Raw genomic sequence first — 15,970 nt, forward strand, 5'->3', positions numbered from 1 at the left:
AGGCCAAATGTTCGGGGGTCTGACCCCAAAATCACTCGCCGATAACCACTTTATTCCGCCCGCTTTCTTTGGCTTTGTACAAAGCCTCATCCGCCTTCTGCATCCACTGCATATAGTTTTCGGGTTCGTCTGTTAATTGCGCGACACCCATGCTGATGGTGTATCGAATGTCACCCGCGGTGGTGTTTACGGTGCTTTGTTCGATGGTTTCCCGTATGCGTTCACAGATGACGCGGGCGTTTTCGGCGTCGGTTTCGGGCAGGATGATGCCGAATTCTTCACCGCCATAGCGGCCGGCAGAATCTGATTGGCGAACGCCATTGCGGGTGACCTGAGCGGTGTGGCGGATAACCTCGTCGCCGGCCAGGTGACCGTAGGTGTCGTTGACGGGTTTGAAGTGGTCTATGTCGAACATGACCAGGGCGGTGGCGTGCCCATAGCGACGGTAGCGCTCGAACTCTGCGTCGACCAGGTTTTCCCAGGTGCCGCGGTTGAGGAGGCCGGTGAGGCGGTCAGTCATGCTCAGTTTGGCGAGCTGTTCGTTGGCGCGTTCCAGTGCCCGCTTGCTGCTGGCGAATTCGGTTACGTCGTAAATCAACAGGCACACCTTGTCCACCTCGCCCGTGGTGCTACTCAGGGGGCTGATGGTCAGGTTCTGGTACATGTATTCTTCGGTACCTGTGATGGGCCGGGAGTTCCGGAACTGGAACAGGTAGGGGCGCTGCTCCCAGGAAGTAAAGGCCCGGGTATTGAGCATGGCTACGGCGTCTACTTTTCGGGTGAGCCAGGCCTTGGGTATGTCCGGGAATTCGTCGAAGAGGGATTTGTTGTGAATCTGGCTGGCGGTGATGCCGCTGTGGTTTTCCATAAAGCCGTTCCAGGCCTGAACCCGGAACTCAAGATCCAGCACCACCAGGCCAACTTCGACGGATTCGAGCATGTCGATTAACCAGTGAAAAGCATCTGCGTTTTGCGTTTTAAAGGCCATGTTCAGTCCACCAGGTATTCGAGGCGTTTTTCCAGGAAGGGTAGGGAGTCTTCGGTAAACAGAACCAGCATGTCGCAGCGAATATCTCGGTTTTCAATAGCGTAGCTGATTTCGATACACAGGAGTTGCTCTTCCCGGTTGCTGTGATGTTCCAGCAGTTCATTGATCGGGCGGTGCTGGCCCAGCACGGTTGGGTGCCCGAGGCCGAGTTTCAGTGCGAGCTGATCGCTGACACCGTTCAGAAAGGCGCCGAACAGGATGCTGGACATGTCCATCAATACTTCGACGTTGACCTCCGCGCCTTCCACTACATCGTAATGCAGCAATTCCGCCATTTCCTGGAAGCTGGCGTCTTCAAACAACAGCAGAGCTTCCCCTGCAATGCCGGCACCGGTGAACCCCTGGCACACGGCGGAGTAGCTGCTCTCACGCTCGGCAGCGGAAATGGCCATGTGCAACTCTGACGTGGCGATGAAGGCGACTTTCGGGATCGGCTGCTGCACGAATACCCGGAGCAGGCGGGCCAGCAGGTCGGAGGAGCGTCCCATGGCAACGTTTGAAATTTCCTGCAGGTATTCATTCAGGCTGACGGAAATTTCAGGTGCCTTGCTGGGCTGATCTTCCGGGTTGGCGGCTTGCTCGGCAGCGGCTTTCAGCTCTTCGCGGCGATAGAAGCCATACTCTTCAAGCAGGCTGGCCACGATGTCTGTGTCGGTTGGCTTTTTGATGAAATCGATGGCGCCAAGTTTGCGCACCCGCTCCCGGGCTTCGGGTTGAATGTCGCCAGATACGACAATTGTAAACACTGGCAGGTCTTCTTTACGGATGTGTTCAAGTACCTGGTGGCCGTCTATGCCGGGCATATTCAGATCAAGAAACAGCAGTTCGGCCTGGCCGTTTCGCAGAATCTGCAGGGCTTCGTCGCCATCATTGGCGAACTGAACGTTATCTGCCAGGCCTGCGGGTAGGGCACGGGCCATTTGCTTGCGGGCGAGGGCAGAATCGTCGCAGATCAGGATTTGGGTGCTCATGGCTTACAGTTTGGGCCCCGGGGAGTGTTGAAAGGAGGGTTAGAGTACTGGAATGTGTACATGAGCGCTACATCTTTGGTTTTCTATACACTGTTGATTTGGCTAACGGTTACACGGCTGAAAACTTGAACCTGTGACGAGCTTCAAGCTTGTTTCCAAATGACGGCCGTGTAATGGCTGATTGTGATGCAGCTCACTCTATTTACGAGCAGCCCTCAGCTATAGTTGGCCTGCGGTCAAAAAAGAAACAGTTTGTTACATATAAAAACACAGCCGTATGCCTGCACCGGAAAAACATAATAAACGGGCGGCATGAGAGTCGGGCGTCGGATCTGGCTCACAAACATTATTCAGAGACACAATCTATGAACAAGCAAGCGTACGGATGCGCTGCCCTTGCCACGTTTTGCCTGGGTATTTCGCCCGTTTCCCAGGCAGAATTAGCACCCATTTCAGACAATGCAATGGGTGAGGTGACCGGGCAGGCCTTTATGCAGATTGAAAATATTGCCGGCCAGAATTACGATTTTACCCGGATGACACTGGGTATGGACGTGGAAACGCGGGTCAATATCGATGACGTGCAAGTTGGCCAGATTGATGGGGGCACCGATTTCGCTGCAAGTGATTTGGCGCTTGGGCACATAGCCCGTGCCGATGGCGAAACGTTCAACGGTGTGACCTATAACGAAGGCGATCCGATCCCCTTCGAGGCACAGCGCCCTTATATTGAACTGGCTGAAGACGCCACCGGACTGGCCGGCTTCCGTTTGGGCTTCCAGCAGGCACGGGGGTCTGTCTCCTCTCGTACCACCAGTTTCAGTGGCGCCATTCCTGGCCTGAAGCTCCGCGAGGAAGTGTCTGGCACAGTTTATGACACCACGCTGTTTGCCGGGGAAGGTGAAACCGCCACCAATTACCGTGCCTCGTATATCGGAATAAAGCCTGCCGGTAATGAGCCGGTTTCCTGTGTTTCGGGTGTGAACTGCGCGCCGCTCACCAACCTCCGCTCTGTGATCGTGGGCGCGGAAGGCGCGGCTGAGGGCGACGTAGCCTTTACCGATGGTTTCTTTATTGGCTTCCAGCGTGATGAAAACGTCGACTGGCAAACCCTGGACGGAGCGAATGTTATTAACGCCGGCAAAGGCGTGTTTATCAATTTGCCGACCAATATGACGGTGGATTTGAGCAAACTGACGGGTCCCGGGGTTGATCGCCTACGTACTCATCAGGTGGATATGGGTAACAACCTGTTTTGATTTTGCTAGACTCCTGCACTTAATCCACAAGGCAGGAGTCTTCTCTTGATCCGCTCTTTTTACTGGCACGATTACGAAACCTTTGGCGTTGACCCGTTGCACGACCGCCCCTCTCAGTTTGCCGGGGTTCGTACGGATGCGGATTTGAACGTGATCGAAGATCCGCTGGTGATTTACTGCAAGCCGGCGGACGACTACCTGCCTTCCCCAGAAGCCTGTCTGATTACCGGTATTACGCCCCAGAAAGCGCTGGAAGACGGTTTTCCCGAAGCGGAGTTCATCGCTCAGATCAACGAAGCCTTCAGTCAGCCCGGCACCTGCGCGGTAGGGTACAACAGCCTTCGTTTTGACGATGAAGTCACCCGACACACCCTGTACCGAAACCTGCGCGATCCCTACGCCCGGGAATGGCAGAACGGCAATTCACGCTGGGACATCATCGACATGGTGCGGCTGACGTATGCGCTGCGCCCGGAAGGCATCAACTGGCCCCGGAAGGAAGACGGCAGCCCAAGCTTTCGCCTGGAAGAACTGACGGTGGCCAACGGCATCGCTCATGAAGCTGCCCACGATGCTATGTCTGATGTTCTGGCCACTATTGCTGTCGCCAAGCTGATCAAGGAAAAACAACCCAAGTTGTTCGATTTTGTTCTGAACAACAAAGACAAACACGCCGCTCGCCAGATGCTCGATACCGCCACCATGAAGCCGGTGTTCCACATTTCCGCCAAGTATCCAGCCACGCGCGGTTGTTGTGCATTGGTGGCTCCGGTGGCGGAGCACCCGACCAACAAGAATCTGGTGATCGTGTATGACCTGCGGCAGGACCCGGGCGAGCTGATCGCTGCGAGCCCTGAGCAGATTCGTGAGCGGGTGTTTACTTCCCAGGCGGAGCTGGGTGAGGGTGTTAGCCGATTTGCTTTAAAAGGTGTTCAGCTGAACAAGTGCCCGGTATTGGCCCCGGCCAATATGCTTTCTACTTTGTCGCCGGAGCGCCTGGCGGAACTAGAGCTTGAAGGGGATGTGCTCAGGGCTAACCTGGCGAAGTTGCGCAAAGCAGCGGACCTGCCAGCCCGCATTGCTCAGGCCTTTGACAAATCCTTCGACGGCAACGACCTGACCGACCCCGATGAACAACTCTACGCTGGTGGCTTCATCAGCAAATCTGACCGGGAAAAACTGAACGGGCTGCTGAGCCAGCCAATAGAAGACCTGGGCGAGCATGACGTGGCGTTTGAAGACCCACGCCTACCCGAAATGCTCTTCCGCTACCGCGCTCGCAACTACCCTGGCACCTTGACCGGCGAAGAAGCCGAACGCTGGGAACAGTTCCGCAGCCAACGCCTGATGAGCCCCGGCAAAGGCTGGCGCTCACTGGAAGACTACGGGCTGATACTCCAGAAGCTGGCGGCTGACCCGGAACTCCCTCCGCAGAAGCTGCAAGTCCTGGAAGACCTGCACCTCTACGGCGAATCCTTGATCCCTTATATGTAATTGTGTAGTGGGGTCAGACCCTGGCCTCTGATGACAAGCTGCCAGCTTGTCATCAGAGGCCAGGGTCTGACCCCAACAGAGGCCCTGAACTGGGTTATAATTGTACAAATGTTATCCATTAAGGAGGCTTGGCGTGTTGCACACAGTTGAAGCCGTTATCGATGAGAAAGGTCGGGTTGAGTGGCTGGAGAAAGTGTCCATTAAAGGCTCTCGCCGGGTTTTGATTACACTGTTGGACGAAGATGAATCTCAAGATGAGGTTCTGGTCGCTGCCGAATCGGCGCTGGCGGAAGATTGGCTCAAGGATGAGGAAGAAGAGGCGTGGGAGCATTTGAAAAAGGAAGTGTAGTACTGATCCGATTTCCTTTTTCGGACCTCAGTAGCCAGAAATTAAGACCCGCTGTGATTTTGGCAAGTGCCGGGAAAGGCGACTATATTTTGTGCCAGGTGACAAGCAAGCCCTATGACACTGAGTCGCTGGAGTTGGGCGAAGATGCTTTTTCCCACGGGACGTTGCATCGGCAAAGCTTCGCCCGCCCCGGTAAGTTATTCACTGCCAACGAATCCATTCTCCTTAAAGAGATTGCCTGCCTGAATGCCGAGTTTGTGGGCCGATTGGTTGATCGCGTTGTAGCAATTACTAAGCGTTAATAGTGGGGTCTGACCCCGGGTCTGACCCCATTCATTTTTCGAACAGGACGGAGATATCCTCGGCGGTGATGCTGGCGCTGAATGAGTCTGCTTTGCCGTATAGTCCATCCGCAAGTTTGCTTTTTCTTGCCTGAAGTGCGCGGATGCGTTCTTCTACGGTGCCTTCTGTGATCAATCGGTATACAAAAACGGGTTTGTCCTGGCCGATTCGCCAGGCGCGGTCTGTGGCTTGTTGTTCGGCTGCGGGGTTCCACCAGGGGTCGTAGTGGATGACGCAGTCGGCTGCGGTGAGGTTGAGGCCGGTGCCGCCGGCTTTCAGGCTGATGAGGAAGACCGGGCTGTCGCCATTCTGAAACCGTTTGACGGGGGTGGCGCGGTCTTTGGTTTGGCCGGTGAGTTTTTCATAGCGTATGCCGGCTTCTTTCAGTGAGGTTTCGATCAGCGCCAGCATGCTGGTGAATTGCGAGAAGATGATGATCCGGCGGCCTTCGTCCAGCAACTGTTCCAGCATGTCCATCAGATAGTCGAGCTTGGCCGAACCGGTGGTTTCTTCCGGGTTAAGCAGGGCTGGGTGGCAGCAGATCTGGCGCAGTTTCAGGAGGGCGTCCAGTATTTCAATCTGGCTGCGGGCGGCACCTTTGTCCGCCAGTAGCTTCCGAATGCGCTTGTCCATGGTGGCGCGAATGGTTTCGTACAGGTCTTTCTGCTGGCGGTTCAGTTCTACGTTGCGCACGATTTCGGTTTTTTCGGGCAGCTCAGGGGTTACCTGGTCTTTCGTGCGCCTCAGCATGAATGGCCGCACCCGGCGGCTGAGTTCTGCGTAACGGCTTTGATTACCCTGTTCTTCGATGGGCTTGCGGTAATACTCGCGGAAGCTTTTCTGGTCGGCCAGGTAGCCCGGCAGAATAAGATCAAACAGGGCCCAGAGTTCACCCAGATGGTTTTCCATGGGGGTGCCGGTGAGTGCGATGCGATTCTCTGCTGGCAGGCGGCGAGCGGCTTTGGACATCACGGTTGCCGGATTTTTCAGATACTGGGCTTCGTCGAAAAAGGCTAGACTGTAGGTCTGTTTCTGGTGTTGTTCAAGGTCCCGGTGCAGCAGCGGATAGCTGGTGATGACCAGATCGGTGTCGGTGATCTGTTCGAACAGGGGTTTTCTGCGGTTGCCGTGAATGATCACCCGTTTCAGGCCGGGGGTGAACTTTTCCGCTTCTGCCTCCCAGTTGGCAATGAGCGTGGTCGGGCATACCACCAGAGCCGGAGCGTTCAGCCGCCCTGCGGTTTTTTCGGCTTGAAGGCAGGTCAGGGTTTGCAGGGTTTTACCCAGGCCCATGTCGTCGGCAAGAACGCCGCCGAGGCCGAATTCCCGGAGGAACATCAGCCAGTTCAGGCCTTCTTGCTGGTAGTGGCGCAGCTGTGCTTGGACCTCGCCGGGCACCGGTACAGAGCTCAGTGCCTGGAAGGATGTGAGTTTTTCACTGAGGTTGCGCAATTCTGCGCTGCTTTGCCAGTTGGCCTCCACATCGCCCATCACCTGGGCGGCGTCCAGCTTTGGCAGTGTCAGTTTGCCGTTGCGCTCTTTGCCCAGCAGGCTCAGCAGGGTTCGGGCCAGTGGCCGGATGCGGTCGGAAGCCACCCGGATGAGGGCGTCGCCGTTATGGAGCCAGAGGGTTTCCGGCAGGGCATCGTCACTGTTGTTTTCGATGTCGAGGTAGGCCAGCGCCTGTTGCAGCAGGGGGATCAGGTCAATCCGGGTGCCGTTGTAGTCGATGCCCACTTCCACATCAAACCAGCCGGGCGATTCTTCATCCGACTGCAGGCTGCCGTGCAGTTGGTCGATTTCTATAACCGGCACATCAAAGCTCTCGTCCATTTCGATTTGCCAGCCGTCTGCGTGCAGTTTCGGCAAATCGAAGGCGATGAAATCCAGCCAGTCTTTGCGGCTTGGTAGAGTGAAATCGAGAAAGCTGCTGTGGGGCAGTGCGTTGACCATGTCTGTGTCCAGGTCATCGGTCATTACTCCTGCCATCCGGAATTCGGGCAGGTTGCGGTGGAGTAATTCGATTTCCGCATCTTCGTCCCGAATAATCAGCGCTGGTGTTCCGGAACCCTGCACCAGTACCCGGGGATCCTTTTCTGAGAAGGATACCCGGTGCCCGTCGTAGCTGAATAACAGCCTTGCCATCAGCAACGGCGGCATGGCCGCGGGGTCAGGATGCTGAAGGCTATAGAGTTGCAGCACTGGCTTTGGGCTTGTTTGTACCAGGGTTGGCATCTGGAACGAGTCTGGCAGCACCGCGCCGGCTTTTTCGATGATGGGGGCGAGGGCTGGGAGTGCCGCCTGCAGCTGAGGTTCCGACAGGGGAGGGCACTGCTGGAGCAGGGCTGTGGTCTGGGCATCCAGCGAATGGGCAACACGGCCTATGCGGAGCTCTTTTTCGTCCAGGTAGTAAGTGGGCGAGGTGTTTAACAGATGAATGTGCGAAGGCAGCGCCTTGCTGACCAGCTGCCAGTGCTGTTTGTCTGCCAATTGCACCCACTCAAACCCGGTTTCTATAGATTCGCCGGGCTGCAGCGGCGGGTTTTGGCTGGACTCCAGAAAGAGACGGCCGGTTTTCAGCGCCGATTCAATAAAATAGGCACCCGTGGTTCCCTCCAGAACCGGTGAAACACGAAACGCGGTCGGCATGGCACCCAGCCAGGTCAGCGGCGCTATGTCACTTTCCTGCAGGTATTTGGGGCGGTCGTATTCCAGGTTTGTTCGGCTCCAGAGCGTGGTTTTGGCGCCGCTCGAATAGCCCCCGGATTTACGAGGCCGAACCTTGTTCACCGACAGGGTTTGCTGGTTTCGGTGTGGCTCCAGGTGGAGCAGGTAGACCAGGCACTCCGGGCTGGGCGGTTGGTTGTCAGTGTTTGAAAAGGCGGCCGCACGCTCCAGCCAGGTTTCAGCAGTGTGGCTGGGAGGCCGGCTGCCGGTTTTCGGCTCGCTCTTTTCGGTGCGAATGTCTTCCTCATAATTGGCCTGCAGAATAACCGCCGCGGCATGCTTGCACCGAATTCCAACCGGACAACTGCAGAAACTGCTGATTTTCCCCGGCAGATAGCGATCGAACCGAACCTCGGTGATGTAAAGCTGACGCTGGCTGCCTGAAACCTCCGCCCGCAGCACCTGAATGCTCATGCCCTCGGTTTCACGCACCAGGTTTTGCACCCGCCCCTGACTGAAATAACGCTTACCGCGCTGCAGGCTGTTGCTATCGAAGTTCAGGTTAAGATTTGCTGGAGTAACGAGCATGGCAGAGTGTGGGTACCGGTAGATTTTTGAAAGGTGAAAGCTACCTGAACCTACCGTGTCTCTCAAACTAAAAAACGGGGTCAGACCCTGGCCTTTAATGACAAGCCTTAAGCTTGTCATTAAAGGCCAGGGTCTGACCCCGTTATTTCATCTCCGCCGCTGGAAGTAAACGCTCAAATTCTGCCCCATCAAACTCTGCACTTCGCTGCCGAGGGCCTCTGCCTGAATCTGGCGTTGCACCGGGGCGGTGGCCAGGCTGTGGCCGTCTTCGTCCCGGGCTTTGATGAGTTTCCATTCCACTTCGTTGCTGACCAGGGCCAGGAGCTCTTTCAGCTGGCTCGCGTCCTGCGGGCGGAACCAGCGGTCGCGGCAGCCGCCGAGGCTGTAGAAGTCGTCGTCCTTCAGCAACTCTGCCCAGATAGTGTCTTTCCGGTTGGCCAGTACCATGCGGCGGAGTTGGCGCAGGGTGGTTCGGGTTGGTTGCAGGTGGTGTTCGTCGACCAGGCGGCGTACTTGTTTGTCGGCGGATGTTTGTTCCGCCATGCCGGTGTGCAGGTGAACCACGGCACCGCGGGCGGAGGCGCTGTTGATGAGGGCCGCCAGAGACAGTTCGGTCATGGCCGGTGACGGCAAGCGGCCGACTTCGACCCAGTGCACCTGGTGGCCGTCTGCCACAAACCGCTGGGCGATGGACCAGGGCCAGAACACGATGTTGTCCATGTTCAGGGAGTGGGCCATGCGGGTCGCTTTGGCGATGTTGGCCAGGGACTCATCCACCGCGATCACTTCCACGTCGTCCAGGTATTGCGCCAGTTCCATGGCACGTTGGCCGGACTGGGCGCCGCACACCAGGATGCGCAGGGTGGCGGGCAGGTTTTCGGTAGTCAGGCCCAGTTCCTGTGCCATGACGGATTTCAGGCTGGTTTCAGTGCGGTACGCCAGTTGGCTCCAGGTTGGCCAGGCCTGGGGTACGTCGGTCTTGGCCAGGCAGAGCTCTTCGGCTTTCTCGTCAAAATTCTGTTTAACCGCTTCCTCTTCGGCCCGGTGGTAGTAGCTGGCGGCCATCATCGGCTGCATGGCGAGGGGCCAGTCCACCAGGTTCCATTGGCCGAGCTGCATGGCAAAGCTGTGGTGGAACAGGGCGCCGTACATGGCACTGGTCATCAGTGAGCCAATCAGGGCATCCTGCGGCTCGCGTACGGCGAACTGCGCCACAATGCTGTCGTTGATGGTGGCGGCCAGGCGCTCTTCATCGTCTTCGGCCGCCAGGGCGTAACCGGTGCGGTCTGCGTATTCGGCAATGGCCAGGCACAGAGGCTGGAGCTCGTCTCGCAGGCTGGCGGTTTGAGCAACTTCGGCCATGATGGCGCGGCGCAGCAGAATCACCAGTTCCTCAACGGCGGCGCTGGGCATCAGGGTTTTCTGCAATGCGAGGATCAGCAGTTCGTCTTCTGCGGCGGCATCCAGGAACACTTCAGCACTCGGGTTGTTCAAGTCGTACTGCTGCTCAATGATCGCACCGACAAACCGGCCAATTTCCTGGTGGGGCAGACCGTCGTTGCGAAGGAGGGCGATGGCGTCTTGTGCCAGTTCGGCATCCGCTTTGTGGACCTGCAGGTGCTGGGCGCAGGTGAGCATGCCGGAGTACACCGAATTCCATTCGGAACCGGTTTGCAGCAGCTTGCGATAGTGCAGGTAGGCCACATCAAACTGGCCCTGCAGGCGTTTAGCGTGGGCGACACCACAGAAAGCGGCGGCAGATTGCCGGTCGCATTCCAGAGCCTTCAGGAAATACTCTTCCGCCAGGGCGGGCCGTTCGCTTTTCAGTGCCCAGTAACCGAGGTTGGCATACTGCTGGGCCTGCGCCGGCTGGCTGTTCAGGCTAGCATTGAACAGGGCATGGGCTTTTTCCAGCTGGCCATCGTCCATCTCCACCCGGCCCAGCAGGCCCAGGGCAGCGGCGTTGTCGGCCTCCAGCGCTAATGCCTGATCGAGATAGTCACGGCATTCCCTGCGGGCCTTCAGCCGCTGCACATAGGACAGCCCATTGCTGTTGGACTCCCCATACGCCAGGTTAGCCTGCAAAACCATCCGCGCCACCTGGGCCTGAACCGAGCGGGGAAGATGAGCATTATGATGTTGTACTTGCATGGAACACCTCGTTACCAGCCATGATTCGATGCGGCAAAGGTCTGCAGTTTTTTGACGGTTTGCCGGGGTTTGGAAGGGGTGCTGCGAAAGGTGTGCCAGTTTTTAGTTTGGGGTCAGACCCGGGGTCAGGTCCCGGTGCATTTGGTGAGGTGAAATGTCTTGGGGTCTGACCCCAGAGTGCATTGTTCTCCGAACGCGGTATAACCGGATGCTTCAAACTTTGGCCAACGATGCTATTGTTAGAGAAAATACTACTTGGCTAAAGGCAGGGTGTTAATGCTCCAAGACTCAACCATTCTAGTAACAGGCGGGACGGGCTCTTTTGGGAACAAGTTCATCCCCCTGACGCTCGAGCGATACAATCCAAAAAAAATCATCGTATTCTCCAGGGATGAGATGAAGCAGTGGGAAATGGCCAAGCTGTTTGAGGGGGACGACCGGCTTCGTTTTTTTATCGGCGACGTCCGCGACCGCGACCGCTTGTATAGGGCCTTGGATGGAGTTGATTATGTAGTCCATGCTGCGGCAACAAAAATTGTACCGACGGCTGAGTACAATCCTTTTGAGTGCATCAAAACCAATATCAATGGTGCGATGAATCTAATTGATGCTGCTATAGACAAGCGCGTGAAAGGCGTTGTTGCGCTTTCCACGGACAAAGCTAGTAGTCCGATTAATCTGTATGGTGCTTCCAAGCTGGCTTCAGACAAACTTTTTGTGGCCGGAAATTCCTATGCTGGTGGTCACGAAACCAAATTCTCTGTGGTGCGCTACGGCAACGTGATGGGCTCCCGGGGCTCGGTTATCCCGTTCTTCATGTCCATCAAAGATAAGGGCGTTCTGCCAATCACCGACCCGCGCATGACCCGTTTCATGATCAGCCTGGAGCAGGGCGTGGAGCTGGTTTGGCACGCATTTGAAGACATGGTGGGTGGCGAAATCTACGTTAAGAAGATTCCTTCCATGAAAATGACGGACCTAGCCCGTGTGGTAGCACCAGAAGCAAGTCAGGAGATCGTTGGAATTCGTCCTGGCGAGAAATTGCACGAACAGATGATTAGTGCGGAAGACTCCTACTTTACTTACGAATATCCGGAGCACTTCAAGATACTGCCGAATATCAACAATTGGGGTACAAGTAGAGAGCGTATCAAAGATGGAAATAAGGTACCGGAAGGCTTCATCTATGCCAGTGACAACAATTCAACCTGGATGACAGATGAAGAGCTGCAGACTTGGATCGACCGAAACTATAACGAAATCGGAAAAATCTGATCATGATTCCCTACGGCAAGCAGGACATCAGTCAGGCAGATATTGATGCCGTGTTGGAGGTGCTGCAGTCAGACTTTCTGACCCAAGGTCCGAAGGTACCGGAATTTGAAGCGATGGTGGCGGGCCATGTTGGCGCTAAGTATGCCTTGGCAGCAAACAGCGCGACCTCGGCTTTGCACCTTGCCTGCTTGGCTCTGGAACTTGGTGAGGGTGACTGGCTCTGGACTACGCCGATCACCTTCGTGGCCTCGGCCAACTGCGGCTTGTATTGCGGCGCGAAAGTGGATTTTGTGGATATTGATCCACAAACCTACAACCTGTGCCCGAAACAACTGGCCGAAAAGCTGGAGCAGGCGAAGCAGGAAAGCCGTCTGCCGAAAGTACTGGTAGCCGTTCACCTGTGTGGCCAGCCGTGCGATATGGAGGCCATCCATAAGCTGAGCCTACAATACGGCTTCAGCATTATTGAAGACGCCTCCCACGCCATTGGCGGTAAATATAAGGGAGAGTTCATCGGTAATTGCCGTTACAGCGACATTACCGTTTTCAGCTTCCATCCGGTAAAAATCGTCACCACAGCCGAAGGCGGTATGGCTCTGACCAACAGCGATAAGCTGGCCAGCCGGATGAATCTGCTGCGCAGCCACGGTATCACCCGGGCTCAGAGCCTGATGACCCGCGAACCGGACGGCCCCTGGTACTACCAGCAGGTCGATCTAGGCTTTAATTACCGCATGACAGAACTTCAGGCCGCTCTGGGTGTGAGCCAGATGGATCGTCTAAATGATTTTGTTGCGCGTCGGCATGAGTTGGCACGGCGTTACGACCAGTTGTTGGCCGATTTACCCGTAACCACGCCCTGGCAGCATGCGGATAGCTATTCCGGCTTGCATCTGTATGTGATTCGCCTGCAGCGGGAAAAAATTACCACGACTCGTCGGCAGGTTTTCGTATCCCTGCGGGAGCAAGGCATAGGTGTAAATGTTCACTACATCCCCGTGCATACTCAGCCTTACTATCAGGCAATGGGGTTCAAGGTTGAAGCTTTCCCTGAAGCGATGGCCTATTACCGCGAGGCGATCAGTTTACCAATGTTTCAAGGCCTGACGGACAACCAGCAGGATCAGGTGGTTGCAACATTAAAGCTCGCATTGGCGGGGAGCGAAAATTAAATGCATCGCGTGGCCATAATCCCTGCCCGTGGCGGGAGCAAGCGTATCCCGCGGAAAAACATTAAAGAATTCTGCGGTAAGCCGATGATTGCCTGGTCCATCGAGGCAGCCAGGTCCAGTGGGTGTTTTGATAAAGTGGTTGTTTCTACAGACGATACAAAAATTGCGGATGTTGCCAGTGAGTGGGGGGCCTCGGTGCCCTTTGTTCGCCCCTCGGAACTGTCGGATGATTTCACCGGAACCCTGCCCGTCATGCGCCATGCAGTCGAGTGGCTCGGGCAGAATGAGACTCCGGTGGATTACGCCTGCTGCCTGTACGCAACCGCGCCCTTTGTTTCCCCTGACGACCTGCGTCGTGGCTGGGAGTTGATTTGTCAGGCTGAGTGTAACTATGCGTTTGCCGTCACCAGCTTTGGGTTTCCGATTCAGCGTGCCATCCGGATTACTGAAAACGGCCGCGTAGCCATGTTCAGTCCCGAGTATTTCAACACCCGGTCCCAGGACCTTGAAGAAGCCTGGCATGATGCCGGGCAGTTTTACTGGGGCACTGCCCAGGCCTGGCGAGAAGAAAAAATGGTTTTTGCGGAATATTCCGTTCCCGTAAAACTGCCGCGGCACCGGGTTCAGGATATTGACACTCCAGAAGACTGGATCCGTGCTGAATGGATGTTCCAGTCTCAGATGAAGTACAGGCAGTGAAGGCGTCAGATACGACACTTTTAAATTAAGGTAACCTCCATCATGTCTGAAGCAACAACGGATAAGGTTGTAATCGATGGCCGCGCCATCGGTCCGGAAACTCCGCCGTATATTATTGCTGAAATGTCCGGTAACCATAACGGAGATATTGAAAGAGCCTTCCGCCTGATTGAAGAAGCGAAAGCAGCCGGGGCTGATGCAATCAAATTGCAGACCTATAGGGCAGACACAATCACGATAGATCATGATGCGCCTGAGTTTGTGGTACACGGTGGGCTATGGGATGGTCGGCGGTTGTACGAACTCTATGAAGAGGCCCATACCCCATGGGAATGGCATGCGCAGCTTTTCGAAAAGGCTCGATCTGTTGGTATCACGCTGTTTTCTGCACCTTTCGATCCAACCGCTGTTGACATGTTGGAAGAGCTAGGTGCTCCGGCGTACAAAATCGCGTCACCGGAAATAGTAGATATACCGTTGATTGAATACGTGGCTTGCACCGGTAAGCCCATGATCATTTCGACCGGAATGGCTTCCGCTGAAGAAATTGCTGAGGCCGTTTCGGCAGCGCGCGGAGCGGGAGCTACCGAAATTGTGGTCCTGCATTGCACGAGTGCCTACCCAACTCCACCCGAAGAGGCAAACCTCGCCACCATTCCTGACTTGAGGGAGCGCACAGGGCTGCTTACCGGGCTGTCTGACCACACAATGGACACTGTGGTGGCTACCACAGCGGTCGCACTGGGAGCGTGTGTGATTGAAAAGCACTTCACCCTTTCCCGCGCTGAAGGTGGTGTAGATAGCGCTTTTTCGCTGGAGCCCCATGAACTTCAACGGCTGGTGGAGCACAGCAGGATTGCCTGGTCCGCGCTTGGCAAGCCCAGCTACCGCCCCACCAAGAGTGAAGCCGGAGTCCTCAAACATCGCAGGTCCTTGTATGCCGTCAAATCGATCAAGGCGGGAGAAGAGTTTACCAAAGAAAACGTCCGATCAATTCGTCCAGCAAACGGTCTGCCGCCGAAGTATCTTCCTGACGTTCTTGGCAGGAAAGCGGCGTGTGATATCGCGTTTGGCGAAGCATTGAAGTTTGAGTATCTGGCGTAACTAATATTTCTAAAAAGGTAATAGGTAGAGGTCGATGGAAAAACTCACAGATCAGCCCCACAATACCATCGTTGGATCAACGCGAGCGGAGGTGGCATCTAAGATCAGTCTTTCTCAGAGCTTAAGGAATAGTCCAATACCAGATGGAGAGCTATTGGATAATTTAGGTGTATTTTTAACGCGCCAAAATCTGTCCAGAATAAATTTTATCCAGGCTCTCTACGAAATGATCGTTCCTGTTCACGGTGTGATTATGGAATTTGGCGTACGATGGGGGCAGAATATGGCTCTTTTTTCGTCACTGAGAGGAATGCTTGAACCATATAACCATAACCGAAAAATAATTGGATTTGATACTTTTGAAGGATTTCCTTCAGTGGATAAAAAAGATGGTATGGCATGCGAGTCTGGAGATTATAGTGTTGCTGAGAATTGGGAAGTGGATCTCGAAAGTATTTTGAACTTCCATAATGATAATTCGCCCATACCTCAAAAAAAGAAGTATGAGTTGGTCAAAGGTGATGCATCCGAGACACTCCCGGCTTATTTGGTGAGAAATCCGCACACTATTATTTCTCTTGCGTATTTCGACTTTGACATATACCAGCCGACGAAAGACTGCCTGAAAGCCATCGTGCCCCATATCACGAAAGGTAGTGTTCTGGCATTTGATGAACTGAACTGCCCAGAGTTTCCGGGCGAAACTGCAGCGCTGAGGGAAGTTTTTGGGCTTCAGAAATATGCAATTCGTCGACTTCCAAGCAGCCCCCTCACGTCCTATATAGTTATTGAGTGATTTTTTTAATACATATTCTAAGGTGCAGAGGAGTGTTTTTTCGTAAATTGATGCT

General features: G+C 55.1%; 13 protein-coding genes. 9 read left to right on the forward strand and 4 right to left on the reverse strand.

The window, feature by feature from the left end:
• Positions 1–31: 31 nt before the first annotated feature.
• Positions 32–988 (reverse strand): sensor domain-containing diguanylate cyclase, encoded by a 957-nt coding sequence (locus tag QPL95_RS09460; protein WP_303290733.1) that lies wholly within the window; start codon positions 986–988, stop codon positions 32–34.
• Positions 989–990: 2 nt separating this feature from the next.
• Positions 991–2,019 (reverse strand): response regulator, encoded by a 1,029-nt coding sequence (locus QPL95_RS09465; RefSeq protein WP_303290734.1) that lies wholly within the window; start codon positions 2,017–2,019, stop codon positions 991–993.
• Between the two features lie 365 nt (positions 2,020–2,384).
• Here QPL95_RS09465 and QPL95_RS09470 point away from each other — a divergent pair, with 365 nt between their 5' ends.
• The 4 genes from QPL95_RS09470 to QPL95_RS09485 all read left to right on the forward strand — a co-directional run bounded on the left by QPL95_RS09470 (position 2,385) and on the right by QPL95_RS09485 (position 5,423).
• A complete protein-coding gene (locus tag QPL95_RS09470; protein ID WP_303290735.1) occupies positions 2,385–3,278 on the forward strand; it encodes a DUF6160 family protein in 894 nt (297 codons plus the stop codon).
• Positions 3,279–3,323: 45 nt separating this feature from the next.
• The gene (gene sbcB, locus QPL95_RS09475) at positions 3,324–4,772 is read left to right on the forward strand and encodes an exodeoxyribonuclease I (RefSeq protein WP_303290736.1); all 1,449 of its coding nucleotides are present in this window, start codon (positions 3,324–3,326) and stop codon (positions 4,770–4,772) included.
• Positions 4,773–4,905: 133 nt separating this feature from the next.
• The gene (locus QPL95_RS09480) at positions 4,906–5,121 is read left to right on the forward strand and encodes a hypothetical protein (RefSeq protein WP_303290737.1); all 216 of its coding nucleotides are present in this window, start codon (positions 4,906–4,908) and stop codon (positions 5,119–5,121) included.
• Positions 5,094–5,423 (forward strand): type II toxin-antitoxin system PemK/MazF family toxin, encoded by a 330-nt coding sequence (locus QPL95_RS09485; RefSeq protein ID WP_303290738.1) that lies wholly within the window; start codon positions 5,094–5,096, stop codon positions 5,421–5,423. Before QPL95_RS09480 ends, QPL95_RS09485 begins: the two co-directional genes overlap by 28 nt.
• A gap of 31 nt (positions 5,424–5,454) precedes the next feature.
• Here the strand turns inward: QPL95_RS09485 and QPL95_RS09490 are convergent, their stop codons facing one another.
• Positions 5,455–8,718 (reverse strand): DEAD/DEAH box helicase, encoded by a 3,264-nt coding sequence (locus QPL95_RS09490; RefSeq protein ID WP_303290739.1) that lies wholly within the window; start codon positions 8,716–8,718, stop codon positions 5,455–5,457.
• 147 nt (positions 8,719–8,865) lie between these two features.
• A complete protein-coding gene (locus tag QPL95_RS09495; protein ID WP_303290740.1) occupies positions 8,866–10,869 on the reverse strand; it encodes a hypothetical protein in 2,004 nt (667 codons plus the stop codon).
• Between the two features lie 276 nt (positions 10,870–11,145).
• On the opposite strand from QPL95_RS09495, the gene pseB reads away from it, so the two are divergent.
• From pseB to QPL95_RS09520, 5 genes are read left to right on the forward strand one after another with little or no spacing between them, the layout of a single operon-like run.
• Positions 11,146–12,144, forward strand: coding sequence for a UDP-N-acetylglucosamine 4,6-dehydratase (inverting) (pseB, locus tag QPL95_RS09500; protein WP_303290741.1), 999 nt, complete (start codon positions 11,146–11,148; stop codon positions 12,142–12,144).
• A 2-nt stretch (positions 12,145–12,146) separates the two neighbouring features.
• A complete protein-coding gene (gene pseC / locus QPL95_RS09505) occupies positions 12,147–13,316 on the forward strand; it encodes a UDP-4-amino-4,6-dideoxy-N-acetyl-beta-L-altrosamine transaminase (protein WP_303290742.1) in 1,170 nt (389 codons plus the stop codon).
• Positions 13,317–14,015, forward strand: coding sequence for a pseudaminic acid cytidylyltransferase (gene pseF, locus QPL95_RS09510; protein ID WP_303290743.1), 699 nt, complete (start codon positions 13,317–13,319; stop codon positions 14,013–14,015).
• 42 nt (positions 14,016–14,057) lie between these two features.
• The gene (pseI, locus tag QPL95_RS09515) at positions 14,058–15,119 is read left to right on the forward strand and encodes a pseudaminic acid synthase (protein ID WP_303290744.1); all 1,062 of its coding nucleotides are present in this window, start codon (positions 14,058–14,060) and stop codon (positions 15,117–15,119) included.
• Between the two features lie 34 nt (positions 15,120–15,153).
• The gene (locus QPL95_RS09520) at positions 15,154–15,915 is read left to right on the forward strand and encodes a TylF/MycF/NovP-related O-methyltransferase (RefSeq protein WP_303290745.1); all 762 of its coding nucleotides are present in this window, start codon (positions 15,154–15,156) and stop codon (positions 15,913–15,915) included.
• Positions 15,916–15,970: the final 55 nt, after the last annotated feature.

This window comes from Marinobacter sp. SS5-14b, assembly GCF_030541005.1.
Taxonomy (GTDB): domain Bacteria; phylum Pseudomonadota; class Gammaproteobacteria; order Pseudomonadales; family Oleiphilaceae; genus Marinobacter.

Bases quoted from the DNA above. Each gene is read 5' to 3' on its own strand.
- pseI (WP_303290744.1), top strand. From the start codon at position 14,058: ATGTCTGAAGCAACAACGGATAAGGTTGTAATCGATGGCCGCGCCATC.
- pseC (WP_303290742.1), top strand. From the start codon at position 12,147: ATGATTCCCTACGGCAAGCAGGACATCAGTCAGGCAGATATTGATGCC.
- QPL95_RS09520 (WP_303290745.1), top strand. From the start codon at position 15,154: ATGGAAAAACTCACAGATCAGCCCCACAATACCATCGTTGGATCAACG.
- pseB (WP_303290741.1), top strand. From the start codon at position 11,146: ATGCTCCAAGACTCAACCATTCTAGTAACAGGCGGGACGGGCTCTTTT.
- QPL95_RS09495 (WP_303290740.1), bottom strand. From the start codon at position 10,869: ATGCAAGTACAACATCATAATGCTCATCTTCCCCGCTCGGTTCAGGCC.
- QPL95_RS09465 (WP_303290734.1), bottom strand. From the start codon at position 2,019: ATGAGCACCCAAATCCTGATCTGCGACGATTCTGCCCTCGCCCGCAAG.
- QPL95_RS09470 (WP_303290735.1), top strand. From the start codon at position 2,385: ATGAACAAGCAAGCGTACGGATGCGCTGCCCTTGCCACGTTTTGCCTG.
- pseF (WP_303290743.1), top strand. From the start codon at position 13,317: ATGCATCGCGTGGCCATAATCCCTGCCCGTGGCGGGAGCAAGCGTATC.
- QPL95_RS09490 (WP_303290739.1), bottom strand. From the start codon at position 8,718: ATGCTCGTTACTCCAGCAAATCTTAACCTGAACTTCGATAGCAACAGC.
- QPL95_RS09460 (WP_303290733.1), bottom strand. From the start codon at position 988: ATGGCCTTTAAAACGCAAAACGCAGATGCTTTTCACTGGTTAATCGAC.